General features: G+C 71.5%; 27 protein-coding genes. 8 read left to right on the top strand and 19 right to left on the bottom strand.

Annotated features, from left to right (window positions below; all coding sequences use genetic code 11):
- From ONA70_RS19760 to ONA70_RS19715, 10 genes are all read right to left on the bottom strand, one after another.
- Positions 1 to 621: permease-like cell division protein FtsX (locus ONA70_RS19760; RefSeq protein WP_265007937.1), on the bottom strand; the 621-nt coding region annotated here is incomplete at its 3' end.
- A 121-nt stretch (positions 622 to 742) separates the two neighbouring features.
- Entirely contained in the window at positions 743 to 1,378 is a 636-nt protein-coding gene (locus tag ONA70_RS19755; RefSeq protein WP_265007936.1) for a phosphotransferase, read from the bottom strand.
- 135 nt (positions 1,379 to 1,513) lie between these two features.
- Positions 1,514 to 1,807 (bottom strand): hypothetical protein, encoded by a 294-nt coding sequence (locus tag ONA70_RS19750; RefSeq protein WP_265007935.1) that lies wholly within the window; start codon positions 1,805 to 1,807, stop codon positions 1,514 to 1,516.
- Between the two features lie 107 nt (positions 1,808 to 1,914).
- On the bottom strand, positions 1,915 to 3,276 hold the full coding sequence (locus tag ONA70_RS19745) for a hypothetical protein (protein WP_265007934.1): 1,362 nt from the start codon (positions 3,274 to 3,276) through the stop codon (positions 1,915 to 1,917).
- A complete protein-coding gene (locus ONA70_RS19740; protein WP_265007933.1) occupies positions 3,273 to 3,779 on the bottom strand; it encodes a SigE family RNA polymerase sigma factor in 507 nt (168 codons plus the stop codon). The genes ONA70_RS19745 and ONA70_RS19740 overlap by 4 nt, the downstream gene beginning before the upstream one ends.
- An 18-nt stretch (positions 3,780 to 3,797) precedes the next feature.
- Entirely contained in the window at positions 3,798 to 4,100 is a 303-nt protein-coding gene (locus ONA70_RS19735) for a hypothetical protein (protein WP_265007932.1), read from the bottom strand.
- Between the two features lie 100 nt (positions 4,101 to 4,200).
- Positions 4,201 to 4,968, bottom strand: a complete 768-nt coding sequence (locus ONA70_RS19730; protein ID WP_265007931.1) for a helix-turn-helix domain-containing protein — start codon at positions 4,966 to 4,968, stop codon at positions 4,201 to 4,203.
- A gap of 132 nt (positions 4,969 to 5,100) precedes the next feature.
- Complete coding sequence (locus ONA70_RS19725) at positions 5,101 to 6,033, bottom strand: alpha/beta fold hydrolase (RefSeq protein WP_265007930.1); 933 nt, start codon at positions 6,031 to 6,033, stop codon at positions 5,101 to 5,103.
- Positions 6,034 to 6,098: 65 nt separating this feature from the next.
- Positions 6,099 to 8,207: a PQQ-dependent sugar dehydrogenase gene (locus ONA70_RS19720; protein WP_265007929.1), complete on the bottom strand. Its 2,109-nt coding sequence runs from the start codon at positions 8,205 to 8,207 to the stop codon at positions 6,099 to 6,101.
- A gap of 39 nt (positions 8,208 to 8,246) precedes the next feature.
- Positions 8,247 to 9,200 (bottom strand): LamG domain-containing protein, encoded by a 954-nt coding sequence (locus tag ONA70_RS19715; protein WP_265007928.1) that lies wholly within the window; start codon positions 9,198 to 9,200, stop codon positions 8,247 to 8,249.
- Between the two features lie 279 nt (positions 9,201 to 9,479).
- Here ONA70_RS19715 and ONA70_RS19710 point away from each other — a divergent pair, with 279 nt between their 5' ends.
- Both ONA70_RS19710 and ONA70_RS19705 read left to right on the top strand, forming a co-directional pair.
- A complete protein-coding gene (locus tag ONA70_RS19710) occupies positions 9,480 to 10,520 on the top strand; it encodes a LacI family DNA-binding transcriptional regulator (protein WP_265007927.1) in 1,041 nt (346 codons plus the stop codon).
- 112 nt (positions 10,521 to 10,632) lie between these two features.
- On the top strand, positions 10,633 to 11,883 hold the full coding sequence (locus tag ONA70_RS19705) for an ROK family transcriptional regulator (RefSeq protein ID WP_265007926.1): 1,251 nt from the start codon (positions 10,633 to 10,635) through the stop codon (positions 11,881 to 11,883).
- Here ONA70_RS19705 and ONA70_RS19700 read toward each other — a convergent pair.
- Positions 11,864 to 12,610, bottom strand: a complete 747-nt coding sequence (locus tag ONA70_RS19700; RefSeq protein WP_265007925.1) for a hypothetical protein — start codon at positions 12,608 to 12,610, stop codon at positions 11,864 to 11,866. The two genes, ONA70_RS19705 and ONA70_RS19700, sit on opposite strands and share 20 nt — an antisense overlap.
- A 158-nt stretch (positions 12,611 to 12,768) precedes the next feature.
- Here ONA70_RS19700 and ONA70_RS19695 point away from each other — a divergent pair, with 158 nt between their 5' ends.
- From ONA70_RS19695 to ONA70_RS19685, 3 genes are all read left to right on the top strand, one after another.
- Positions 12,769 to 13,485 carry an SDR family NAD(P)-dependent oxidoreductase gene (locus ONA70_RS19695; RefSeq protein WP_265007924.1) on the top strand — a complete coding sequence of 239 codons (717 nt, stop codon included), beginning with the start codon at positions 12,769 to 12,771 and terminating at the stop codon, positions 13,483 to 13,485.
- Between the two features lie 60 nt (positions 13,486 to 13,545).
- Positions 13,546 to 14,367 (top strand): hypothetical protein, encoded by an 822-nt coding sequence (locus ONA70_RS19690; protein WP_265007923.1) that lies wholly within the window; start codon positions 13,546 to 13,548, stop codon positions 14,365 to 14,367.
- A 271-nt stretch (positions 14,368 to 14,638) separates the two neighbouring features.
- Complete coding sequence (locus ONA70_RS19685) at positions 14,639 to 15,124, top strand: hypothetical protein (protein WP_265007922.1); 486 nt, start codon at positions 14,639 to 14,641, stop codon at positions 15,122 to 15,124.
- 132 nt (positions 15,125 to 15,256) lie between these two features.
- On the opposite strand, the gene ONA70_RS19680 is transcribed toward ONA70_RS19685, so the two are convergent.
- The 3 genes from ONA70_RS19680 to ONA70_RS19670 form a co-directional block, all read right to left on the bottom strand.
- Positions 15,257 to 16,096: an amino acid ABC transporter ATP-binding protein gene (locus tag ONA70_RS19680; RefSeq protein ID WP_265007921.1), complete on the bottom strand. Its 840-nt coding sequence runs from the start codon at positions 16,094 to 16,096 to the stop codon at positions 15,257 to 15,259.
- Between the two features lie 5 nt (positions 16,097 to 16,101).
- Entirely contained in the window at positions 16,102 to 16,896 is a 795-nt protein-coding gene (locus ONA70_RS19675; RefSeq protein ID WP_265007920.1) for an amino acid ABC transporter permease, read from the bottom strand.
- A gap of 79 nt (positions 16,897 to 16,975) precedes the next feature.
- Entirely contained in the window at positions 16,976 to 17,794 is an 819-nt protein-coding gene (locus ONA70_RS19670) for a basic amino acid ABC transporter substrate-binding protein (RefSeq protein WP_265007919.1), read from the bottom strand.
- 221 nt (positions 17,795 to 18,015) lie between these two features.
- On the opposite strand from ONA70_RS19670, the gene ONA70_RS19665 reads away from it, so the two are divergent.
- The 3 genes from ONA70_RS19665 to ONA70_RS19655 all read left to right on the top strand — a co-directional run bounded on the left by ONA70_RS19665 (position 18,016) and on the right by ONA70_RS19655 (position 21,214).
- Positions 18,016 to 18,615 carry a TetR/AcrR family transcriptional regulator gene (locus tag ONA70_RS19665; protein ID WP_265007918.1) on the top strand — a complete coding sequence of 200 codons (600 nt, stop codon included), beginning with the start codon at positions 18,016 to 18,018 and terminating at the stop codon, positions 18,613 to 18,615.
- Positions 18,612 to 20,240 carry an acyl-CoA dehydrogenase family protein gene (locus ONA70_RS19660; protein ID WP_265007917.1) on the top strand — a complete coding sequence of 543 codons (1,629 nt, stop codon included), beginning with the start codon at positions 18,612 to 18,614 and terminating at the stop codon, positions 20,238 to 20,240. Before ONA70_RS19665 ends, ONA70_RS19660 begins: the two co-directional genes overlap by 4 nt.
- A 131-nt stretch (positions 20,241 to 20,371) precedes the next feature.
- Positions 20,372 to 21,214, top strand: a complete 843-nt coding sequence (locus tag ONA70_RS19655) for an SAM-dependent methyltransferase (protein WP_265007916.1) — start codon at positions 20,372 to 20,374, stop codon at positions 21,212 to 21,214.
- 27 nt (positions 21,215 to 21,241) lie between these two features.
- Here ONA70_RS19655 and ONA70_RS19650 read toward each other — a convergent pair whose 3' ends face one another.
- The 5 genes from ONA70_RS19650 to ONA70_RS19630 all read right to left on the bottom strand — a co-directional run.
- Positions 21,242 to 21,529 carry a DUF1905 domain-containing protein gene (locus ONA70_RS19650; protein ID WP_265007915.1) on the bottom strand — a complete coding sequence of 96 codons (288 nt, stop codon included), beginning with the start codon at positions 21,527 to 21,529 and terminating at the stop codon, positions 21,242 to 21,244.
- A gap of 30 nt (positions 21,530 to 21,559) precedes the next feature.
- Entirely contained in the window at positions 21,560 to 22,003 is a 444-nt protein-coding gene (locus tag ONA70_RS19645) for a phage holin family protein (protein ID WP_265007914.1), read from the bottom strand.
- Positions 22,004 to 22,118: 115 nt separating this feature from the next.
- Positions 22,119 to 23,858 carry a cytochrome bc1 complex cytochrome b subunit gene (qcrB, locus tag ONA70_RS19640; protein WP_265007913.1) on the bottom strand — a complete coding sequence of 580 codons (1,740 nt, stop codon included), beginning with the start codon at positions 23,856 to 23,858 and terminating at the stop codon, positions 22,119 to 22,121.
- A complete protein-coding gene (locus ONA70_RS19635; RefSeq protein WP_265007912.1) occupies positions 23,855 to 24,721 on the bottom strand; it encodes a QcrA and Rieske domain-containing protein in 867 nt (288 codons plus the stop codon). Before ONA70_RS19635 ends, qcrB begins: the two co-directional genes overlap by 4 nt.
- Positions 24,718 to 25,074 (bottom strand): c-type cytochrome (locus tag ONA70_RS19630; protein ID WP_265007911.1); only part of this gene is annotated, 357 nt, incomplete at its 5' end. The genes ONA70_RS19635 and ONA70_RS19630, both read right to left, overlap by 4 nt.

Below are 25,074 nucleotides of genomic sequence, written 5' to 3'. Positions count from 1 at the left end.
CAAGGGGAGCTGGAACCGCCACGAGGCGAGCGTCATCTGCGGGTCGAGCTGCGCGGCCAGGTCGCCTTTGCCTCGGCACTGCTTGCGCAGGCGCTCGTACGCGGCGTCACGGTCCTCGAACGCGATCGACTCCGCGTGTGGCAGTGCCCGGACAGCCTTTTCTGCGGCGGCCCGTTGATCGCCCGTCGCCGTTGACTTCAGCCGGACGACGACCCCGACTCGCGACGGCAAGGGGTCGCTCTCTGCGATCTTGAGGGTGACCAGCTCGACTCCGTCGACCGTACCCATCACGAACTCGACCGCCTCCGCGATCGAGGCGTCAGTGACCGTCGCGCGAAACGACTCAGGCATGAACTCCGGCTTCAGCTCCGCCAGGAGGTCCGGGCGGTCCTTCAACAGTTCCTTCTGCTGCTCGTACGCCTGGTCACGGTCCTGGAGGGCGACGCCCTCGACGCTCGGCATCGACCGGAGCCGCTGCTCCACCGCACTCTTCTGCGCTGCCGTCACGTCCTGGTCCAGCATGACGGCCAACGTGGTACGTCCGGACTCCTCCGGCTCGGAGGTGCAGGCGGGCAGGGCCAGCAGGAGCAACAACGAGAAGATCGACGCGACACGACGCATGGGGCCACATCGTAAATGATCGTGAGGGCATCCGACGGCCCCAGACAGGTGCGCCAGACCCAGTAGGGTGCCGCCGGCAGGACGCGCCGCCCTGCGACCCCCATCTGCTGCTTCCGCTCGGTCAGGTCGACTTCAGCGCGGCGGTGAATGTCTCCTGTCTGGCCTCGAAGTAGGCGAGTTCGCGCTGGGTCCAGGTGAGCACTTCGACAGCGCGGGCCTGAGGAATCGGGGCTGTTTCGTCGTCGCGGATCGCTCGCCAGAACGCCTCGTTGCGCCGTAGGCGCTCGCGGATGGCGGCAGGTAGCTGGTCGCGGGCGGCCGGGCTCAAGCCGTAGGCATCGACCAGGGCCCGGACCTGGCGGGCCTGTTCTGTCGCCGGCCCCCGGTCAGGCCGTGACGAGATGCACCACGCCCACGCCAGATACCCCACGTCCTCCAAGGGGTGGCCAGGCGCCGCGAAGTCGAAGTCGATGAACGCGACCGGCTGACCGTCGCGGAAGACCGTGTTGTTCGGACCGGGGTCGTGATGGCAGACCACTTCACCTCCAAGGCTGGAGGCCAGGTCTCGCGTGGCGTCATGCAGTTGTCGCAGGAGCGCCGCCGCCTGTGCGACCTGGTCATCGGTGAAGCGCCGCCAGCGTGGCGGAACCTGGCCGGGTACGAACGACAACACGTCGCGACCGTGGTGGTCCCACCCCAGGTGCTGAGGGCAGCCGTCGAAACCCTTCTCGACAAGATGAGCCAGCAGCCGCGCCACGAACCGTGACGCGGGCGAGGCCGGCCGGCGTACCGTGGCCCCAACCCGCACCACACCAGCCGTCAGACGCCCCCCGGCCAAGGGTTGCTCCACGTCACACGCGCCGCCCTGACCCCGCGTCACCGCAGTCGAGCCTTAGCTGAGCCCGCGGTGGGCGGCCCACAACGCGCTGGCGCGGCTGGCAGCTTTGTCGACCAGGGTCATCAGCTCGGGCCGGTCGGGGACGGGAAACGAGACGTAAGTGCCCCGGCCGCCGCCGGTCGGCCGGCCGTAGGCCTTTGCCGCGAGGCGGCCGTCGGGCAGGAGCCGGACGTTGAGTGTGGTCAGCGTAAACTCCTCACCGCGCCGAGTGTCGGTCCACCGGAGCCCCTCCGGGATCGTGACGTTGATCGCGAGGGCACTCACATCGAGGGCGATGTCGCTGCTCATGCCGGCATGTTCTCACGCGCGTCGGCGCCCACTCACGCCGCGCGTCGCGCGGTTGAGCAGCGCGGCGCCGGTGCGGTCGGGCCGCGGACCCGCAGGCGGGCCCGCGGCTATTCCCATCGCAGGCGTCGGGTACGGATCCGGCGCCACAGCAGGAACGCGGCGCCGAGGACGACGAGGCCGCCGACGGCGTTCAGGACCATCGGCCAGGGGCCGCGGTGCGGGCGACCGGCGTGCCGGACGGTCAGGTCGGTGAGCAGGCCGGTGGCGAGGTGCAGGTCGAAGACCTGGCAGCTCTGGGTGCCGAGTTCGCAGGTGCTGCCGGTGTCGAACCGGGTCAGGGTCCGGCGGGTGCCGACGCCGAGTTGCACCTCCGCCAGCGACACGTGCCCTGCGGCGTTGATGGTCGCGATGACCACGCTGCCCGCCGAGCGCCAGCCGAGCAGTTGCACCACGTCCGGGACCCGCGCGGGTACGGTGCCTCCGGCGGTGAAGGGCACGAACACGATGTCGGCGCCCTTCCAGAGGAAGGTGCCGTGGCTGGTGTCGCCGCCGGTGGTGCCGTTGAACGGCCCGTCCGTCAGCCACGGCACGGTGGCGAGGAACGCGCCGTCCGGCGACCAGCCGACGTCGGCGGCCAGCTCGCGTCCGCGCGGGATGGGGACGGCGCCGTACTCGCGGCCGTCGACGTCGACGAGGTGGGCCGTCTGGCCGACCTGCACGGCGAGCCGGCGGCTGTCCGGCGCGAACGATGCCGTCCACGCCGGCTTGATCGCCGGCAGTTCCGTGCTGCGGCCGGTCGACAGGTCGAGCAGCCGCAGCGTACCGGTGCGGGCCACCTGGGCCTCGACGACGTTGACGGTGCCGAACTCGTCGGTGCGGATGATGGGCGCGGCGCTGTACGCGACGTGCCGGCCGTCGGGGGACCATGCCAGCAGCCGTACGCCGACCGGGTCGCCGAGCGGAATCGAGCGCCGTTTGCCTGTGGTCAGGTCGACGAGGATCAGGTCGGCGGTCGCGCCGCGGTCGTCGCCGAGCAGCACGCGGGTACCGTCCGGGGCGAGCAGCGCCGACGGGCGGTTCCGCTCGTCCATGGCGTCGACGCGCCGGTAGGTGTCCCCGTCGGCCCCGACGACCAGCGGCTGGAACATGTTGAACAGCTCGCCGTTGCCGTAGCCGTAGAGGGCGATCGCGCGGCCGGGCGGAGCCGACGTGACGGTGCTGGTGAGGATCGAGTAGCCGGCGAAGCGATCGGGCAGGCTGGGCTTCGCCGCCGGGGCGGCCGGCTGGACGGGGATCCGGACGCCGGGCGCGACCAGGACGGCCATGACGAGCACGACGGCCGCCCATGCGGCGGCGACGCCGATCCGCTGGCGCCGGACCGAGCGGCGGCCCCGGGCGAGCACGGTGTCCAGGTAGCCGGGCGGCAGCGGCGGCGGGTCGTCCGGCAGGGTGACGAACAGTTCTCTCATGGCGTGTCCGACCCTCCCGGCACGTAGTTCGGCAGCAGGCGGCGCAGCGCCGCGATGGCGTACGAGGTTTGGCTCTTGACGGTCCCGGTCGAGCAGCCCAGCACGGCGGCGGTCTGCGTGACGTCGAGGTCCTCCCAGTAGCGCAGGACCAGCACCGCGCGTTGCCCGCGGGACAGCTTGGTGAGGGCGGCCAGCAGGTCGACGCGGTGCTCGGCACCGGCCAGCGGCGGCACGGCGGGTCCGATCACCTCGGCCACCGGCCGGACCCGGCGGGTCCAGGATCGTTCCCGCTCGGCCAGGTACGCGTGGACCAGCATCGCCCGGACGTAGGCGTCGAGCGAGTCCGCCGCCGTCGCCTTGCGCCAGTGCCGGTACAACGCGACGAGGCACTCCTGCACCAGGTCGTCCGCGGCCGACCACTGCCCGCACAGTCGGTACGCGAGCCGTCGCAGCCACGACATGCGCGCCTGGACGTACTCGACGTACTCTCGTTCACTCCGCAACCCGGCCTCCCACCAACACTAGGAGTGGCCCGGGACCCGTTTCGGTTGTGCCACCGCCAGGTGGAGATCCTCTCCTGGGTGCCGGTGGGCTCGCGCCAACGGCCACGTTCCGCCGTCGACCTCCAGCGCGCACTCGAAGATCTCTTCCCACTGCCCGAAGTCCCGGGGCGGCGGTTCGGTCCACACCTCGACCCGGAGTGGCATCTCGAAGTTGTTCTGGTGCGGCACGCGGACGAGCACGGTGTGATCATCGCTCGCGATGTGCGGGCCGGCCTGCGCCTCCCGTAGGAGCATTCTCAGGTCCGAGTCGGCTTCCGTCATGCCAGAGAGAGTGAAGTGCCCATAGTCCAGACGGAAGCTACTCGTCTGATCTGGCGGTACGGATTCGACAGGACGCGCCTGCTGACCACGCTGACTCTGTTCAACGAAGATCGGGGATACGTTCGCCACCCGTCACAGGGCTCCGGGTTGGCCGTGAAGCCGGCCACGCAACGTCGTCAATCGCGAGCCACGGCGCGATGGCCACGGCCGTGGGCGTAAGCCCGGCGAACGCCTTGACCTCGCGGTGGAGGTGGGACTGGTCGACGTAGCCACTCTCGGGGGCAACGCTCGCGGGGGCGTGACCCGCCGCGAGAAGGTGGACGGCGTGGTCGAACCGCACCAGTTGTGCGGCACGTTTGGGTGTGATGCCGAGCTGGGACCGGAAGCGGGACCACAGGCGCTTGCGGCTCCAGCCGACCTCGTCCGCCAGGCCGTCGACCCGTACCCGCCCCCGGCTGGTGAGCGTCCGCCGCCAGGTGTAGGCGACCTCCGGGTCGACCGGTGGACGGGCGCCCAGCCGTCGGCCGAGGATTTCCGCTGCGATTGTGAACCGTTCGTCCCACGACGCGGCGGCGCGCAGCCTGTCCTCCGCTCGCCCGGCGTCGCGGCCCCAGAGCTCCTCGAGGGATACCACCGTCCCGCTGAGCTCGGTCGATGCGCCGAACACCGCAGCCGCCGCGACCGGCTCCAGCCGGATCTGGAGGCACTCGCCCGCCCCACAGCCGGCTGCCCGAAAATCGCCGGGGAGGAGCCCGACGACGACGCTGCCGCGCTCGTGCCGGCCATGCGTGTCGTAGACGAGGCCTTCTCGCTCGCTCAGGTCGACGATCAGGGTGACGGATGGGTGCGCGACCATGGCGATGTCCACGAGTGCGGGGGCACGTTGGCGGAACCCGGCCATGGCGATCCCCGGCAGCCGACCTGACGGGCGCGGGACTGCGACGTCCACGTCTGACCACGCCCAGTCGGGTGGCGTCCCGGTCGGCGGCACGTCACGAGTCTAGGTCTGAGGGATCACGGGCGGGGTGTCAGCGGCCGTTGCCGTGAAGCCCAGCAGCAGTTTGCTGGTCGTCTCGGGTGCTTCGAACATGGGCATGTGCCCGACGCCGGGCAGCACCTCGACCCGCGCGGTCGGCACCGCGTCGTACTGGTGCGCCGACGACGGTTTCCAGCGGCGGTCGGCGGTGCCGAAGATCACCAGCACCGGGACCTCGAGGGCGGCGACACGCTCGGGCACGCTCCGCTCGCTGATGTACGCCGTATTCCGGCGCAGCACCGTTCTGAACGCGCGGTACGTGATGCCCCGCATCGCGGCGACCACGTCGTCCGGGACGTCCACCGGGCGAGCGCACGTCGCGCTTATCCCCCTGCGGATCATCGCGTCCGACCGCCTCGACCAGAGGAACGGGCCGAGAGGTGGGGCCAACAGGACCCGAAGGAGGAACGGCTGCGGAAGGAGCGCATCGGGACTCGGGCCGCTGCTGATCAGCGCGAGCGACCTCACCAGGTCGGGACGCTGTTCGGCAAGCGCGGTGGCGATGTAGCCGCCGCTGGAGTGCCCGACCGCTGTGACCGGACCAAGGCCGAGGTCGTCGAGCAACGCTGCCACCCGGCCCGCCTGCACGGGCACGTCGTATGACAGCCCGGGCGGGGACTGGCCATGGCCCGGCAGGTCGACCCGGATGACGTGATGGTGGCCGGCCAGTGCCGGGACCACCGGGTTCCAGGAGCCGCCCGAGGCCCCCGATCCGTGTATGAGCAACAGCGGCGGCGCCTCCCGCGGGCCGAGGTGGACCACGTGCATCCCATGCGACTGCTCAACGTCGTACTCGCTCATGCAGGAGACGATGCATCGGCTGCCGACCGTCAGTCTTGGACAAATGTCGTCGTGGAGCTGACGACCGCCGGGCTCGTCAGGAGGCAGACTGGCCACCCTGGGTTCAGGGTGCGCGGTGGGGGCGGCGGCATGCTCGCCGCCCCCACCGCGCTGGTCGGTCGTCAGGCCGCCGGCGTACCGGTCACGGTGAACAGACGGGTACGGCCGATGTTGTCGAACGATCCGAAGCCCACCCGACCAAAGCCGAAGGTGGTGTCCTTCGCGGTCATCAGCGGGTCCTTGTCGTTGTCGACGTAGACGGCGATCTCGCCGGTGGCGGGCAGGTGCACGACCCGCACCTTGTGCCAGTCGGCGTCGGTGATCGCCGGGTTGGCGCCGCGGGAGCGGCCGTTCCACTGGTGGTCGATGCGTTCCCGGTCGGCGTTGTTGACCTTGAAGATGCCGTTGTGCGGGTAGATCGTGTTGTCGGTGGACAGGTGCGCGTAGTAGTACTGCGTGTCCGACTGCCAACCGAAGACGATGATGATGTCCCGGTTGGTGACCTCCACCGGCGTGTCGAGACGTACCCGGGCGTCGATCTGCATCGACGACCAGGCCGCCGGGCCCTTGTCGAGCAGGGCGTACTCGAACGGGCGGCGCGGGCCGGGGCGGCTGACGCCGGCCTCGGCGAGGATCACCTCGTCGCCCTCGAACTGCCACTTCGACGGGGTCACCGGCGTCCAGTTCTGCGCGCCGCCGGTGTGGACCACCTTGCTGTCGCCCACGTCGCCCTGCGCCACCTTCTTCGTGCCGACCACCTTCCAGATCTTGCCGTTGGCCTTGGCCACGATGTAGATCTCACCGGCCGCGTCGGTGCCGAAGCGCAGGTCGACGCGGTTCGGGTCGCCGGGCGCGCCCGGGCCGGACAGTTCCTGCATGCGTACCAGGTCGCCGGAGGTGGTGTACAGGGCGAGCCGGTGGATCGGGGCGAGACCCTCGCCGCGGACCATCTCGTCGGCCTTTGTGTAGAGGACGGTGCCGGCTACCAGGTCGCCGAAGACGTACTTGCCGATCAGGGCCGGCAGGGTGTGGCCGCGGTAGACGAACCCGCCGGCCACCGCGACCCCGACGTCGGAGGTGCAGTTCCAGCCCGGGGCCGGGTCGTGGTCGTACGCGGCGACCGGGTAGGTGTAGCCGTACTTGGCGTCGTCGGCCGGCAGCGGGTAGAGCTTGTCGCAGGGCTTGGTGGCGGTCTTGTCGAAGACCCAGGAGCCCTCGCGCTCGCTCCAGCCGAAGTTGTCCCCGGCCTGGACCTCGTAGATCGATTCGACGGCGTGCTCGCCGATGTGGCCCAGGTACATCCGGCCGGTGGCCCGGTCCCAGCTGAACCGGTGCGGGTCGCGGAAGCCCACCGCGTAGATCTCGCCGAGGGCACCGTCCGTGCCGACGAACGGGTTGTCCGCGGGGATGCCGTACCGGCCGTTGGGCGAGTTGGTGCCGCGCGGGTCGATGCGCAGCAGCTTGCCGTGCGGCAGGCCCATGTTCTGCGGGTCGCCGTTGCGGTAGCCCTGCCCGCCGTCGCCGACCGCGAGGTAGAGCATCCCGTAGTCGCTGTCGCCCGGCTTCGCGGTCGGGTTGAAGTTGATCTCCTGGATACCGTGGATCTGGCCGCCGAAGCCGATGCGCAGCAGCTCCCGGTGGGTGCCGGAGAAGGTGTCGGCGGCCGGGTCGGTGGCCGTCCACTCGTTGATGACGCCCTGGTAGATGGTGTTGGGCTGGGCGTAGTCCGGGGTCCGAGTGGCCAGCGACGCCTGCTCGGTGTGGATGGTGTAGAAGCGGCCGTTGTGCGCGAAGTCCGGGTGGAACGCGACGTACCCGAAGCCCTGGCCGAGGCCGCGGCCGGAGAAGAACTGCGGCGCGAAGGTGGCCGCCACGTCGAGGTAGACGTGCGGCACGCCGTTCTCGACGAAGTAGAGGTTGCCGTTGAGGTCCGGCACCGCACGGCGACCGGAGCCGTCGGGCAGTTCGTTGATCGTGTTGATCCGGGCCTTGCGGACCAGCCGCTGGTCGACCGGGACCGGGTTCGGGGTCGACTGCGGGAAGCTGGCGTACTCCTGCAGGACCAGCCCCAGCTCGGACTGGATCGGCGTCTCGGGGATCGGGTCGTAGACGGCGCCGGCGGCCCGCGCGGGGCCGGCGACCAGGGTGGACAGGACGAGGGTGGCGGCAGTGACTCCGGCCGTCAGTGCGGTTCTGCGGAGCCTGCCGGTGCTGCCAGCGCGAATGAACACGCGGGTTCTCCTTCTCGGTGGGACGGTGCCGAGGGATGGTCAGTGGGCCATGTAGCGGTACTGCTTGGCGATGTCGGCGGCCGGGATGACGCTGTCGAGGAACATGAGGCCGTCCATGCGGCAGTCGCACGGGTTGCGCTCGAGGGTGTTCTGCGGGAAGCTGCCGCCGATCTTGATGCCGCGCGGATCGGTGGCACTGGTGACGTGCGGGCCGGGCCCGGACAGCTTCCACGGGTCACCGGCGGTCGTGTAGAAGCCCTCGACCGGCTCGCCGTTGCGGTAGAGCGCCATGGTGCCGGTGGTGAAGTCGTAGGTGGCGGCCAGGTGCACCCACTCCCCCTTCGGCAGCAGGGTCCGCCAGTCCTCGCTGGCGGCGAAGGTCTGCGAGGAACCGCCGTCGATGCGCCGGCCGAGGGCGACCAGGCGTAGCTGGCCGTTGACGTCGATGAGTTCGAGCAGCGCCCGCACGGCGTGCCCGTCGGAGTCGCCGGTCAGTACACCGGCCAGGCCGATGGCGTTGAACCGGTCGGTGGGGTTGGCGGTGGTGGAGTTGAGCGCCGGGCCGTCCATCTCGCGCTTGAACCAGCCCATGACGGTGGTGCCCTCGGCGCTGCTGAACGCGTGCAGCGTCTGCACGCCGCTGGCGGACCAGGTGCCGGCCTTCCAGTCGTCGTTGCCGGCGACCGACGGGTTGACCTGGCCGGTCTGCAGGGCGTTCCCGCTTCCCTTGTACGCCTCGTCGGCCACCCGCATGGCCGCGCCGCCGTTGACCAGTTCGATCGCGGTGCCGGAGCGGCCCTGGTCCTGCTCGAGGGTGTCGTCGCCGGGCGCCGGATGGTCGAAGTCGTACATGGCGACCAGGTGCGACCACAGTGCGGGGTGGACGTCGTACGGGCCGGGCCGGTCGGCCTGGGCGGGGGTCGCCCCGGCCGTCAGCGCGAGGGCCAGCAGGCCGGTGGCCGCGACGGCGGCTCTTCTGGATCTTCTCATCATGGTGGTGGTGCTCCCTTCGTCCGTGCGCCAGGAGGTGAGGAAAGCGCTTTCAGGACGGTCGTGGAACTGTCCTCTGGTCACGTGGAGTTGGAGGTCGTGTCCGGACGGGACGGTCGGCCGCCCGACCACCGGACGACCGAGGGTGAGACTCGCCGGACGGTGACCGGGCAGCGGCAGAGCGCATACGCAAGCGCTTGCGTAAGCGCTTTCGTAGCCTATGCTGTGCCTCACGCCACAGGCAAGAGCGCGGCGCGGATCAATGCTTCTCAGGAGTTGCGGATGCCCAGACCCGGCCCCCGACTACGCCTCGCCGACGTGGCGGAACGCGCCGGCGTCTCCCTGGCGACCGCCTCCCGCGCCCTGGCCGGCCGCGAAGGTGTCAGCGAAGAGGTCGCCAACCACGTCCGGCAGGTCTCCCGCGAACTCGGCTACGTCGCCAACCCGTACGCCCGTAACCTCGCCGGCGGCGCCAGCTCCACGGTCGGCCTGATCGTCCACCAGATCGACGACCCGTACTTCTCCGAGATCGCCAGCGGCGTCATCGAGGTCGCCGGCAAGGAAGGACTGCTGGTCCAGATCGCCCACTCCGGCCGCGACCCGCACAACGAACTACGCCAACTGCGGCACCTCATCGCGCAACGCGTCGGGATCATCCTGATCGCCGGCTCCGGCTACTCCGACCAACGCGTGGAGACCGAGGCCCGCAACGAGATCGCCGGATTCCAGCGCGCCGGAGGCCGGGTGGCCGTCATCGGTCGGCACGCCCTGGGCGTCGACGCCGTCGTACCCGACAACGAATCCGGCGGACGCGCCATCGGCGCACACCTGCTGGCCCTCGGCCACCGGCGGATCGCCGTCGCCGCCGGCACCCCCGGACTGACCACGGTGGCCGACCGACTCGCCGGCGTCGCCGCCGCCCTCACCGCGCACGGGCTCTCCCCCGACGATCTGGCCGTCGTCCACTCCGACTTCACCCGCGACGGCGGACGGGCGGCCGCCGAACAGATCCTGCACCAGCATCCGGACCGCACCGCGATCATCGCGCTCAATGACGCGATGGCCATCGGCGTACTGTCCATTCTGCGGGCCCGGCGGATCGCGGTGCCGGAGCGCATGTCGGTCGTCGGCTTCGACGACGTCTCCGTCGCCGCCGACCTGGCGCCCAGCCTGACCACCGTCCGACTGCCGATGACCGACATGGGACGGATGGCGCTCAAGCTCGCCCTGAAGCCGAAGTCGACCCGGCCCCGGCGCCGGTCCACCGGCCACACCCTGATCGTCCGCGACTCGACCGGCCCCGCCCCCACGACCGAGGGCTGACCCGTCGGCTCGCGCCACTCGTGGTGTCCGGCGCAGCGGTGCGGTGGGCAGGCCGCAGCATCGGAATAATTGGCTACGACAAGTGCGGCACCGGAATGTCCGGAGGTTTGGGGTGGTTCGGGAAGCGACCCGTCGACGCAATCTCGGCACACTGCTCCGGCACGTCCACCTGGGCGGTTCGGTCTCCCGCGCGGTGCTGGCCGAGCGGATGGGCCTGAACCGGAGCACCATCATGGCGCTGACCGGGGAACTCACCGCGGCGGGCCTGGTCGGCGAGGAAGTACCGGCCGACACCGGGCGCGCCGGCCGGCCGTCGCTCGTCGTCCGGCCCGACGCCGGCCGGGCGTACGTGCTGGCGTTCGACGTCGCCGTCGACTGGCTGGTCGCCGCCCGGGTCGGCCTGGGAGGCGTCATCCTCGATCGCCGGCAGGCGCCCCGCCCACGGGCCGGCGCCGACCTCGACCGGGTGGTCAGGGTCCTCGCCGACTTCGGCCGCCGACTGCACGACGCGGCGCCACCCGGCTCCGTGTGCGTGGGGGTGGGCGCGTCCTACTGCGGGATGATCCGGCCGGGCGACGGCATGGTCCGCTACGGACCGGACATGGGCTGGGTGGACCAGGCGTTCGGGGCGCAACTCGGCCGCCGGCTCGGGCTCGGCCTGCCGGTGGCGGTGGGCAACGAGGCCCACCTCGGCGCGCAGGCCGAGCAGCTGCGCGGGGCGGGGCTCGGCTTCCAGAACCTGATCTATCTGCACGGCGACGTCGGCGTGGGCGGCGGCATCATCGTCGGCGGCAAGCTGCTCGACGGTGACGGCGGGTACGGCTGCGAACTCGGGCACATGGTGGTCAACCCGTACCAGGGGCGACCCTGCGGCTGCGGCTCCCACGGCTGCCTCGAGGCGGAGGTCGGCGAGCGGGCCCTGCTCGACGCCGCCCGGCGGCCCGCCGACCTGATCGGCCGCGACGCCCTGCGCGACGTGGTGACCGACGCCGACTGCGGCGACCCCGTGGCCCGCGACGCGCTGCACCGCATCGGCGACTGGCTCGGCATCGGTGTGGCGAACCTGATCAACCTGTTCAACCCGGGCATCGTGATCTTCGGCGGCATGCTCCGCGACGTGTATCCGGGCATGGCCGAGCCGGTGCGCGCCCGCATCACGGCCAACGTCCTGCCGGTCGCCAAGGAACGGGTCCGGCTGCGCACCTCGGTGCTCGGCGACGACGCCACCCTCGTCGGCGCCGCCGAGCTCGGCTTCTCCGCGCTGATGGCCGACCCGCTGGGTGTCCTCGCCCGCACGGCGGCGCAACCCGCCGCCGCGACCCCGCTGCCGGTAGCGCCGGCACTCAGGCCCATTCCCCGGTGAAGAGCGGCGCGACCGGGCGCTCCCGGCGCCCGATCCGCAGGTCTCCGAAGATCGTGCTCCGCTCTGCCCGCTCGACCTCCGCGTCCAGGTCGATCCGCAACTCCGCAGAGGCGTCGTGGGCGGCGCCGATCAGCACCAGCTCGGTCCCGGGATGGTCGAGGAAGCCCGGCGGATCGAGCGGGGCGAAGCGGCGGCCGTGGAACCGCTCCTGCAACGCGGCGGGCAGCCTGGCCTTGCGGGCGGCACCGAGGCCGACTCCGGGTGGGGAGGGCGCCTGCGGGTTCTTCACGGTCACGATGTAGCTGGCCTCCGGCTCGATGTCGAGGTCGCGCTGCGCCTGGCCGAGACGCAGCGGCAGTTCGAGCTCGTACGCGAGATGGGTGTGGTCGTCGTGCCGGGCAATCACGTACGCCCCTTCCGCCGCGGGCCGGGCCGGCGGCTGCTCCCGCCGGCCGCGCGTCTGCGTCCGGTACCGGCGCGCCTGCAGGGTCTTGTGCAACTGCTCTGGTCGCCCCACCACCTCGTCGACAAACGCCCAGAAGCGGTCGTGCTCCCCGATGTCGGGCAGGCGCTTGCGCCCCACCACGAGCAGCCGCAGATGCCGCCCGTGCCACGGGTGCAACACCACCAGCAGCCGCTGCACCTCGGCCAGCGAGTCGACGTGCTCCTCCTCGACGCGGGGGCGATAGAGGAAGTAGATGTCCCCATCCTCGAGCAGCTCGGCCATTCGCCCCGCGTACCCGGTCAGTTCGTCACCCAACGTCGCGGGCTCACCGGGACGGCCTCTCCGGCTGGGGCGATTCGTCCCTGCCTTCCGGAACGTGACATCGCCGCGTCGCTACCTGCGCTTGACCTCAACCGAAGTTCACCTGGTGTGATCTCGTCGTGAACTTCGACGGACTGCGCGTTGCTGTCACCGGAGCCGGACGCGACTCCGGACGCCTCCTGGCGATGGCCTTCGCCGAGCGTGGCGCCCACGTGTACGTATCAGCAAGGACGGCGGCAGCGGCCGAACCCACCGCGGAGTGGATCAGGCAGCACGGACGGGGAACAGCCGAACCGCTGGTCTGCGATCTGGCGTGCCCTGACTCGGTGCGCGCCTTCGCCGCAGCGCTGGCCGATCGCGCAGACCACCTCGATGTCCTGGTCAACAACGGTGCCGGCTACGTTCACGGTGAGGACCTCGGCGATGTCGAGGACGACGCCATCATCGCCACCATCGATGGCGCCGCGACCGGCACGGTGCTGCTGACCAAGCACCTGCTGCCGCTGCTGCGGGCGTCGGCACGACCCGACATCGTCAACATGATCTCCGCCTGCGGAGAGACCGGCCATCACCGCTCACACGCACACCCAGCCTTCTACGCCGCCAAGCACGCCCAAGCCGGGTTCGCCGAGATCATGTCGCACCGGCTGCGAGCAGAGGGGATCCGGGTGATCTCCCTCTTCCCGCCGGACTTCGTACAGGACGGCCCGCGCGAGGCGAACTCCGACCTCACCGCACAGTCCGTCGTGGACTGTGTGCTGTTCGCCGTCGGCCAGCCGAGGGACTGCTTCATCCGCGAATTCCGCTTCGAGCAGGTCCGCGCCCCTCGTTCTTGAAGCGAGCGCGGACCCTGGTTCCACGGATCAACCTGCCGCCGTGACCGAAGGAGATCTTGAGTGCGCGTCAGCATGGCGACCAGCGCTGGTCAGGCTGGACGGCCGAACGAGGACTTCGCCGGGGCTGTTCCCGGCGCCGCTGTGTTGCTGGACGGCGCCGGGATCCCGGGAACCGAGTCGATCTGCTCCCACGGTGTCGCCTGGTACACCCACCGTCTTGGTGGCGCCCTGCTCGGCCGGCTGTCGCGTGACGACGGGCAGGACCTCGCGGCGATCCTCGCCACCGCGATCGACGAGACAGCCCGCGATCATCGCGGCACCTGCGACATCACGAACCCCAGCAGCCCGCAGGCGACCGTGGTGATGGTCCGCGCCCACGGCAGCCGCCTGGACTATCTGCTGCTCGCGGATTCCTTCCTGGTCCTTGACCAGGTCTGCGGTGGCCCGCAGGTCATCACCGACGAGCGTGAGCTCACCGCCAGGCGCATCTGCTCAGCGCCGCTGGAGGGCGTTCCCAGGGGGACCGTGGAGTACGACCGCATCCGAGACTCCTGCGTCCAGGCGCTGCGGGCGCGCCGGAACCAGCCGGGCGGGTACTGGATCGCCAAGGACGATCCACATGCGGCGGAGGAAGCGGTCACCGGCAGCCGGCCCCTTCGTGACCTGGACGGCGTGGCGCTGCTCAGCAACGGCGCGAGCCGCATCGTCAGTCCGTACGGCCTGACCGACTGGCGCGGCGTACTGGGACTGCTCGGCGCTCATGGGCCGGCCGAGATCATCCGCCGCGTCCGGCAGGTCGAGGCCCAAGCCTCCGCTGGCCCCGATGCCCGGGTCCCGGACGACGCCACCGTTGCCCACTGCACGCACCTGGTGATCGACTGAGCCGGTGGCGGCAGGAGGCAACGGCGTCCGACCAGGGACGATGCCGCGGGCGAGACGTCGTGGATGTAACGCCGGCTGTCGGCGTAGCGCTTGACCACCCTGGAGGGGCAGTTTGTGACCCTCCCGCCCGGACGAAACCACCGGCTTCCGGGAGCGTTCCAGGCGACCGCTCGCCGGCGCGGCCAGCTAAGGGCCAACCGGCGGACGGTGCCGGCGCCAGTGGAGGATGATCATGGTTCCTGATCTCTCGTCGTCGGCGCGGGAGCGGGAGGTGCTGGCGGCCGTTGCTGATGGCATCGTCACGGCGGCGGAAGGCAAGGCGCTGCGCGTCGCGGTGGCCGGTTCCCCGTCGCGTCTGGCCTTCGCCGGACTGCTCACCCGAGCCCTGCACGCCCGCGGTCGCGCCTGCCGCTGTCTGACACCGGCGCCGGAGACAGACCGTGCCGCGGAGCAGGGCGCTGACGGTTCGACGATCGCCATGATCGTCGGCGAGGCGCAGGCCGCCGGCGACGGCGAGGCGCAGGCCGCCGGCGACGGCGAGGTGTGCGGCGTCAGCATCCGCATCACCGAGCGCCCCCGAGAAGCCGGCCCGTCTCCGGCGTCACGCGTGGACGAGAGCCACCGCGACGGCGGTCCCGACTCGGAGGACATCGTCCTCGACTACAGCGATCCCCACGGCCCGAGCATCCGCCAGTTCTCCGTCCCGGGCGTCGGGCCGATGGCACCGCCGGCCGCGCTGGTGGAGGGTGGCGAATGAACGACACGTCGTGCCGCCGCCGGCGAGGCATCGGCCTCGGCGGCTCCGGCAGCCGGTCGAGGAGCTGACACCGCCACGCACCGCTGTCCTCGATCGCCGACGCCCGTCGCGGAAGGTCGGGCGCGACAGCGGTCAGATGTGGTGGCGGTCGTCGACCGGCAGGCTGGGCGACGCGGGCGGCTCGGCGGACTGGCCGGGCTGACCGAGCTGCGCGACGTGGGTCGGGTCGAGGACCCGGGAGAGGAAGGAGCGGGTCCGCTCGTGCTGCGGCGCGCCGAGGACCTCCTGCGGCGGGCCCTGCTCGACCACCACGCCGCCGTCCATGAACACGACCCGGTCGGCGACGTCGCGGGCGAATGCCATCTCGTGCGTCACCACCATCATCGTCATGCCGTCCTCGGCCAGTTGGCGCATGACGGTGAGGACATCGCCGACCAGTTCGGGGTCGAGCGCGGAGGTCGGCTCGTCGAAGAGCATGAGCTTGGGGTCCATCGACAGCGATCGGGCGATGGCGGCCCGCTGCTGCTGCCCGCCGGACAGCTGCGCCGGGTAGGCGTCGGCCTTGTCGGTCAGGCCGACGCGGGCCAGGTTGTCCCGCGCGATCCGTTCGGCCTCGGCGCGGCCGCGCTTGAGCACCCGGCGCTGGGCGATGGTGAGGTTGTCCAGCACGGTCAGGTGCGGGAAGAGGTTGAACGACTGGAAGACCATGCCGATGCCACGGCGTACCGAGTCGATCTCGACGTCCGGGTCGGTCATCTCGGTGCCGTTCACCCAGATCTTGCCGGCGGTCGGCTCCTCCAGCAGGTTGACGCAGCGCAGCAGGGTGGACTTGCCGGACCCGGACGGGCCGATGACGCACACCACTTCGCCGTGGCCGACCTCGAAGTCGATGCCCTTGAGCACTTCGAGCGGGCCGAAGGACTTGTGCAGGTCGCGGATCTCGACGGCGGGCCGGGATGCCGTGGTCGTCATGCGGGTCACCGAGCCTTCGCGTAGCGGAGTTCGAGGCGTCGTACCACCTGGGACAGGGGCAGGGTGATGATCAGGTAGGTGAGGCCGGCCACCAGCAGCGGGGTGGCGTTCACCCGGTCGTTGAGGGTGTCGCGACCGAACTTGGTGACCTCGATGGTCTGCGCCGTGACGCCGAGCACGTAGGCGAGCGACGAGTCCTTGGTGAGCAGGATGAGCTCGTTGGTCAGCGGCGGGATCACGATCCGGAACGCCTGCGGGATGACGATGGTGCGCATCGCGGTGAAGTGCGACATGCCGAGGGTGCGGGCCGCCTCCATCTGCCCCTTCGGCACCGCCTGGATGCCGGCCCGGATGGTCTCGGCCATGTACGCCGCAGCGGTCAGGCCGAGGCCGATGCTGATCGACCCGAACACGCCGCCCGGAATCTCCCGCTCGGGGAAGGCGATGGGGATGCCGTACCCGACGAGGAAGAGCACGAGCAGCGCGGGCAGGCCCCGGAACAGCTCGATGTAGGCCGTCGCCACCCAGCGGTACGGCGCCACCCGGGACAGCCGCATCAGCGCGAGGATGGTGCCGAACACCAGGCCGAAGGCGAACGCGCCCAGGGTGTAGAGGATGGTGTTGCGCAGCGCGACGGTGATGATCGTCGGGAACATCGACTCGATGATGTCGACGCGGAAGAACGCTTCCCTCAGCCGGCCCCAGTCCGCGGCGAGGAGCACCACGGCGATGACGGCGACGAAGGCCAGGTACTGGAGCCAGAGGGACAGCCGTTCGCGCTGGCGGCGTCGCAGCTTCACGGTTCGACGCTCCTTGACTGTGCGGAGGGGTTCGACGCGGAGGGCGCGCCCGTGGGGCGCGCCCTCCGGCCAGGATCGATCAGGCGTTCGGCTTCTTGCCGATCCACTTCTCGTAGATCGTGTCGTACGTGCCGTCCTGCTTGGCCTTGGCGAGCACGTCGTTGATCTTCTTGAGCAGCTCCGGGTTGCCGCCCTTCTTCACCGAGAAGCCGTACTGCTCGCCGGTGTCGAACTCGGCGGTCACCTCGAACCCGCCGGGGTGCTCCTTGATGTACTCGCTCCAGACCGGCAGGTCGTTGATGGCGGCCTCGATCTGGCCGTTGGCCAGGGCCTGCTGCTCGGCGGCGAGGTCCTCGAACTCGACGAGCTGCAGGCCCTTCTCCTGCTCGTACTTCTTGGCGTAGTCACGGCCGGTGGTCGCGGCCTGGACGCCGATCTTCTTGCCCTTGAGGTCGTCGAGCGACTTGTACGGCTTGCCGGTCTTGACGAGCAGGGCCTGGGTCGCGTCGAAGTACGGGGCGGCGAAGTCCATCACCTTCTGCCGCTCTTCGGTGATGGTCATGCCGGCGGCGGCCGCGTCGCACTTGCCCGCGTTCAGGTCCTGGCCGGACTTGATCCCCTCGAACGGCGTGTCGATGATCTTCTGCTCGACGCCCAGGTCCTTGGCGACCAGGTCCATGATGTCGACGTCGAACCCGATCACCCTGCCGCTGGCGTCCTTGGACTGGAACGGCGCGTACGGCAGGTGGGTGCAGACGGTCAGCTTGCCCTTCTCGACGAGCTTGACCCCGCCCGCCTGGACCTCGCCCTGCTCCTTCTTGGCGCAACCGGCGCTCACCGCGAGGGCGGCGATCGCCACGACGAGGCCAGCCTTGCGGACTGCGCTATGGACCTTCACGGCAGTGTCCCTCCGATCGACCCCGGTGTGACAGGCAGCCAGGGCTGGTGCAAAGACGATGTGCCAGGGGACGCTACCTGATCTGCGAAGCCGCACCAAGATCACAACTGGGCAACGCACCCAAGCTGTAACCGTTTCCGCTCGGCGAATCCGGCACGGGACACGCAACCGGATGCGAGGGCATCTTGCCAGCAAGTTTTGAATGATGGTTCACTTCTTGCATGGCGTACCGGAGCACCGAGCGGGTGAAAGCCCGGCTGAGCGCCTCCCGCGAGCGGATCATCGCCGCCGCGCTGGAGATCATGGCCGGACACGGGTACGCCGGCTGCTCGATCGCCGCCGTGGCCGAGCGGGCCGGCGTGGCGACGGGCAGCGTCTACCGCCACTTCCCCACCAAGGCGCACCTGTTCGCCGAGGTCTTCCGCACCGCCTCCCAACGCGAGGTGGACGCCGTCGCGGGCGCCGCGGCGCGGCAGGCCACCACCGCCGCGCAGGTGTCCGCCGTCGTCGAGACGTTCGCCGGCCGCGCGCTGCGCTCCCCACGGTTGGCGTACGCCCTGCTCGCCGAGCCGGTCGACCCCGCGGTCGACGCCGAGCGGCTGGTCTTCCGCCGGGCGTACGCCGAACTGCTCGCCGGCTACGTCGCCGCGGGCATGGCAAGCGGCGAACTGCCCCCGCAGGACCCGGAACTGACCGCGACCGCACTGGTCGGCGCCCTGGCCGAGGCCATGGTCGGTCCGCTGGCCGCCGGAGTCGCCGGCCCGAGCACCATCCCCAACCTGGTCACCGTCATCCACCGCGCGCTTGGAGTAACGCCGTGACGACACACGAGGTCCGCAACCAGGTACCCCCGCTGACCGGCTACGACGCGGCCGACGACCCGGCACTGCTCGACGGCCTCCGACGCGAGGGCGCCGGCTGGGCCGCCACCGAGCTGCACGAACTCGGCCGGATCGGCGGCAGCGAGCAGGCGATCGAGCACGGGCGGCTGGCGAACGAACACCCCCCGACCCTGCGCACCCACGACCGCTACGGCCACCGCATCGACGAGGTGGAGTTCCACCCGGCCTGGCACGAGCTGATGCGCACCGCGGTCACGTACGGCCTGCACGCCGCGCCGTGGGCGGACACCCGGCCGGGCGCACACGTCGCCCGCGCGGCCAAGTTCTACACCTGGCGCCCCGACGCCGGCCACGGCTGCCCGATCTCGATGACCTACGCGGCCGTGCCGGCGCTGCGACACAACCCGGACCTCGCCGCGCGGTACGAGCCGCTGCTCACCGCCACCACCTACGACTTCGGCCTGCGCCCGCCGCTGGCCAAGCAGGGGCTGCTGGCCGGCATGTCGATGACGGAGAAGCAGGGCGGCTCGGACGTACGGGCCAACACCACCACCGCGCACCCCGAACCGGACGGCAGCTACCGGCTCCTCGGGCACAAGTGGTTCACCTCCGCCCCGATGTGCGACCTCTTCCTCACCCTCGCCCAGGCGCCGGACGGCCTCACCTGCTTCCTCGTCCCGCGTGTCCTGCCCGACGGCACCCGCAACCCGATGCGGCTGATGCGCCTCAAGGACAAACTCGGCAACCGGTCCAACGCCTCGGCCGAGGTCGAGTACGAGCACGCGACCGCCTGGCGCATCGGCGACGAGGGCCGAGGCGTCCGCACCATCATCGACATGGTCAACCTGACCCGCCTCGACTGCGTCATCGGCGCGGCGGCCGGCATGCGCCAGGCGGTCATCACCGCCACCCACCACGCCACCCACCGGCAGGCCTTCGGCCGGTACCTCGTCGACCAGCCGCTGATGCGCAACGTGCTCGCCGACCTCGCGGTCGAATCCGAGGCCGCCACCGTCCTCATGATGCGGCTCGCCGGAGCGACCGACCGATCCGCACGCGGCGACACCGGCGAGACCGCCTTCAAACGCCTCGCCCTGGCCGTCGGCAAGTACTGGGTCTGCAAGCGCTGGCCGGCGCACGCCGCCGAGGCCCTCGAATGCCTGGGCGGCAACGGCTACGTCGAGGAGTCGGGCATGCCGCGACTGTTCCGCGAGTCCCCACTGAACTCGATCTGGGAGGGCTCCGGCAACGTCGCCGCACTGGACGTACTGCGCGCCCTCGCCAAGGAGCCCGAGGTCATGGCGGCGTTCCAGGCCGAGGCGACCGCCGCGGCCGGCGCCGACCCGCGGCTCGACACGGCGCTGCGCCAGGTACAGGCCGACCTGTCCGACCACGGCGACCTCGAACTGCGGGCCCGGCGCGTCGTCGAACGGCTCGCCCTGGTCCTGCAGGGCTCGCTGCTGGTACGGCACGGCCACCCGGCCGTCGCCGACGCCTTCTGCGCCTCCCGCCTCGCCGGCGACCACGGCCAGGCATTCGGCACGCTGCCCGCGGGCGTCGACTTCGCCGCGATCATCTCCCGCGCCGCACCCAAGGTCGGCTGACGACGGCTGCACCGCCCGCTCACCGACTCGCGGTCGTCGACGTGGCACCGGCGCGGCCCGGACGGGTCGGCCGTCGACGGCGACGACCGCTAGGATCGGCGCACACGCCCACTATGGACCGGGAGGTCACGATGGCCGACACGACGTCGGGCGTACGCCCCGTGCCGGAACAGCCGTCGTCGCGGATCGACCCGTCCGTGCCGCATCCGGCCCGCCGCTACGACTACTGGCTCGGCGGCAAGGACAACTTCGCCGCCGACCGGAAGTCCGGCGACGCGGTCGCCGCCGCGTACCCGGCGATCCGGACCACGGTGATCGAGAACCGGCGGTTCATGCACCGGGCCACCCGCTACCTGGCCGGCACGGCCGGCATCCGGCAGTTCCTGGACATCGGCACCGGCATCCCGACCAGCCCGAACATGCACGAGGTCGCGCAGGGTATCGCCGCCGACGCCCGGGTCGCGTACGTCGACAACGACCCGATCGTGCTCGCGCACGCGCGTGCCCTGCTGAGCAGCACCCCGGAAGGCGCCACCGCCTACGTCGACGCGGACCTTCGCGAACCGGAGCGCATCCTCGCCCACCCCGACGTCCGGGCCACGATCGACTTCGACCGGCCGGTCGGGCTGATGCTGGTGGCGATCCTGCACTTCCTCACCGACGCCGACGACCCGTACGGGATCAGCCGGCGGCTGGTCGACGCGCTCCCGTCGGGCAGCTACCTGGTGGTCTCCCACGCCACCACCGACCTGGTGCCGCGCGACATCGCGGCCACCGCCGCGCCGGTCACCACGAGCAGCCAGATCGACATGGCGTTCCGGAGCCGGGACCAGATCGCCGCGTTCTTCGACGGCCTGGAACTCGTCGAGCCGGGCATCAGCCCCCTCACCGAGTGGCGGCCGGACCAGGCCCCGGAACAGCGCACGCCGGTCGCCCAGGCCTCCATGTACGCCGCGATGGCCCGCAAGCCCTGACCCGCCGCGCCCGCGTTCCTGAGCGGCTCAGGCGTCGACGGTGAGGCGCACGGTCACCGAATCGCCGACCTCGAGCCCTTCGGCCTTCCGCACCGACGCCTTCACCGGCACGATGTACCGCCCGTCCTTCGGCCACAGCGACGTCTGCCAGCCGGTGCCTCCGATCCGGGCGGTCACCGGGATCATGCCCCAGCCGTAGGTCACCTGCGCGGAGGCCGACTCCAGCGCACCGCACTGCTCGTCGGGGACGGTGACGAAGTGCCACGGCGCGGGACCCCGCCAGAACCACATCTCGCCGGTGAACTCCAGGATCATCGACCCAGGATAGGAGCCGCCCGCCTGCGGCTACCGGCCCAGCTCGTCGCGGGCGGCGTCGGTGCCGGCCGGCACCACCCGGCCGGCCGTCGCGGAGACCACGTCGCGTACCTCGTCGGCAAGTCGGGCAGAACTACCGCCGGCCGCGCGAAGCTGCGCCAGGCCCACTCGACCCAGCACCACGGCCGTCGCCAGGTAGCCGGCCGTGAGACCGGCCGCGGCCAGTCGGCGGGGCAGGAACGACTCCAGCATGCGCAGCACGGTGGTCGAGGCCGCACCGGCACCGAGCACCAGGCAGCCACCCGCGGCGGCCAGCAGGACGACGCCCAGCCCGGCGGGGCGCGCGGCGTCGGTCAACTGTCCGCGGACGGCGCGCACCTCCTCGCGGACGACGTCAGCCACGCCCTCGGCGAGCCGATCGGTCGGGCTGCCTGTCCGCCCGTCCCCACGCGGGCGACCGTACGCGTCGCTCATGGCCCCTCCACCGGTGCTGGTTGCGGGGCCCCTGGATACCCGGGTGGCACGGTCACACACCGGCCGGGTCGGTCTTTCCGCCATCGTCCGGCAACCCTTCCGGTAGCGACCCCGTTCACCGGCGCTGCGGTCCGTCCCCGCCCCCGCCGCGGCGCCGCTCGCGCCGCTGCCGCAGCGCCGCGGCCAGGAGCGAGACGCCCAGCGCGGCGTTGCCCCACCGGCGGAGGGTGGTGCGGACCCGGCCCGGTGGTGGGGGCGGCGGCGGGCCGGGCACCGTCACGTGGTCGACGCCCGGGTAGGCCAGCCGGGCGGCGTCGGCCGCTTCCTGCTCGGTCAGCACGGCGCGGTTGCTGAGGATCGCGAGGCCGGCCGGCTCGTCGTGGTAGCGCCATCGCCACACCTCGCCGTCGGGCCACAGCTCGATCTGCTCCCCGGGCCGGTCCGGCGCCGGCATCTCCGGCTCGTCGGGCGCCCTGGCGCCCTCCCGCCTCGCGTCGGACCCGCCCGTCGCCTGCCGGCCGACCCGCAGGTCGGCGCGGGTCAGTTCGCCGAGGCGCGCGGCGTCGCCGCGGCGCAGCGCCCGGGCCAGCAGGAACGCCAGTATTCCGGCCAGCGCCGGCAGGACGAACACGAGGACCCGCAGCACGTTGAGTACGCCGTACACCGGCACGCGCAGGAGCCGGGCGATGATGTCGTCGCCGGCGGCGACGACCAGCACCCCGAAGAAGGTCAGCGCCATGACTCCGACGCCCATCCGGACCGGGTGGTCGCGGGGCCGGTCGAGCAGGTGGTGCGCGAGGCGGTCCCCAGTGCACCACCGCTCGAGGAACGGCCAGGCGTACAGGGCGAGGAAGGTGACGCCGCCGAGCACCACGCCGGGGAAGAACGGCGCCGGCACCAGGTGACCGGCGATGTGGATCTCCCACGGTGGGAACAGTCGCAGCGCGCCGTCGCCCCAGGCCACGTACCAGTCGGGCTGGGCGGGGGTGGTGGCCTGGGCCGGGGCGAACGGCCCGTAGAGCCAGACCGGGTTGATCTGCACCAGCCCGCCGAGGGCGAACAGCACCGCCAGCACCCAGGCGAACAGCGCCAGGGACCGCAGGGTGTAGCTGGGGTAGAGCCGGGAGCCCACGACGTTGTGCTCGGTGCGTCCCGGGCCGTGGAACTGGCTGTGCTTCTGCCGCACGATCATCGCCAGGTGCGCGGAGATGAGCGCGACCAGCACCGCGGGCACCAGCAGCACGTGCGTGACGAACATCCGCGGAATCAGCTCGTCGGAGGGGAACTCGCCGCCGAGGCCGAGGAAGGCCAGCCAGGATCCGATCAGCGGGATCGACTCCACCACCGAGACGATGATGCGCAGGCCGAGCCCGGAGAGCAGGTCGTCGGGCATGGAGTAGCCGGTGAAGCCGTTGGCGAGGGCCAGGATCAGCATGGTCACGCCGACCAGCCAGTTCAGCTCCCGCGGTTTCCGGAAGGCGCCGGTGAAGAAGATCCGCACCAGGTGCACCAGGATCGCCGCGACGAAGACCACCGCCGCCCAGTGATGGGTCTGCCGGATCAGCAGCCCGGCCCGGATGTCCCAGCTCAGCCGGACCGTCGAGGCGTAGGCGGCGGAGGTGGTGGCGCCGTCCATCGGGGCGTACGAGCCGTGGTAGATCCGGTCGGCGGCGCTGGGGTCGAAGAAGAAGGTCAGGTAGACGCCGGTGAGGATGAGCACGACGAACGAGTAGAGGGCGATCTCGCCGAGCATGAACGACCAGTGGTCCGGGAAGATCTTCGCCAGGGCCTTGCGCGTCAGCGGGGAGAGCCGTAGCCGGTCGTCGACCGCGCGGGCCAGCCGGTCGAGGATCATGGCCGGCTCCAGAAGCCGGCGCCGGGCGGGGCGGTGAAGTCGCCGGTGGCGCGGAGGAAGCCGTCCGGGCCGACTTCGATGGGCAGGCCGGGCAGCGGCCGGGCGGCGGGCCCGGCGACGGGGGTGGCGTTGGCGAACAGGTTGAACGACGACTGGTGGCAGGGGCAGAGCACCTGGCCGGTGCCCTTGAGGTAGAGCCCCACGGGGCAGCCGGCGTGGGTGCAGAGCAGGGAGTAGACGACGACCCCGTCGAGGTGGCCACCCGACGGTGGCCGGGTGAACCGTTCGGGCTGCAACCGGACGGCGAAGGCCGGGGCGTCGCCGGCGCCGGTCCCGCCCTCGGGGAACACGCCGACCATGGTGCCGGCCGGCACGTCCTCCGGCCGCAGTGGCTGCCCGCTGCTGGTCAGCAGCCGTACGCCGGGCCCCCACGGGGTTTCCTTCAGTGCCCGGATGGGGCGGGTGCGATCCCAGGGCAGCAGCGACCGGAGCGGGAACAATGCCGCGACGCCGAGCGCGGTCAGCGCCAGCCCGAGCGTGGCGAGCAGGCCGCGCCGGCGGATCGGGCTGTCGGGCGCGGTGAGCACCGCCGCGGTCATCGCCTGCTCGTCCGGCGGTGGCGTGAAGCCCTCGTGCTCCTCGACGTAGCCGCCGACCGGCACCAGCCGCCGCCCCCAGACGGCCAGCCCGATCGCCAGCCCGGCGAAGGCCACGGCCAGGCAGACCCCTTCCCACTGGGTCTGCCCGCCGAGACCGTAGGTGACGGCGAAGCCGATCGCGCCGGCGGCGCTGGCCAGAAAGGACAGGACGATCCGACGGCTCACGCCGGGCGGCCCGGCGGCCACCGGTGGACGTCGACTCACTCGCCTGCCCTCCTGCCCAGCCAGCGGGCCGCCGCCACGAGCAGCCCGAGGGTGACGATCCACCCGACGATCCCCTCGGCCAGCGGCCCGAGCCGGCCGAGCGGGTTGCCCCCCCGGTCCAGCCGTTCCTCGCGCAGCCGCTGCACGTACGTGGCGACGTCGTTGACCTGCTCGTCGGTGAGCACCTGGCTCGGGAAGACCGGCATGAGGCCGGGGCCGACCCGGATCGCCTCGGCGACCTGGACCGAGGTCGACTGGAACAGCGGCGGGGCCGTCCAGCCGTTGGTGAGGGCGGTGCCGGAACCCGTGGCGCCGTGGCACGGCGCGCAGTTGGCGGCGAACAGCGCGCGTCC

Source organism: Micromonospora yasonensis (assembly GCF_026013475.1).
Taxonomy (GTDB): Bacteria; Actinomycetota; Actinomycetes; order Mycobacteriales; family Micromonosporaceae; genus Micromonospora; species Micromonospora yasonensis.
Note: the sequence above shows the minus strand (reverse complement) of the source record. Positions and strands in the feature narration are given on the sequence as shown.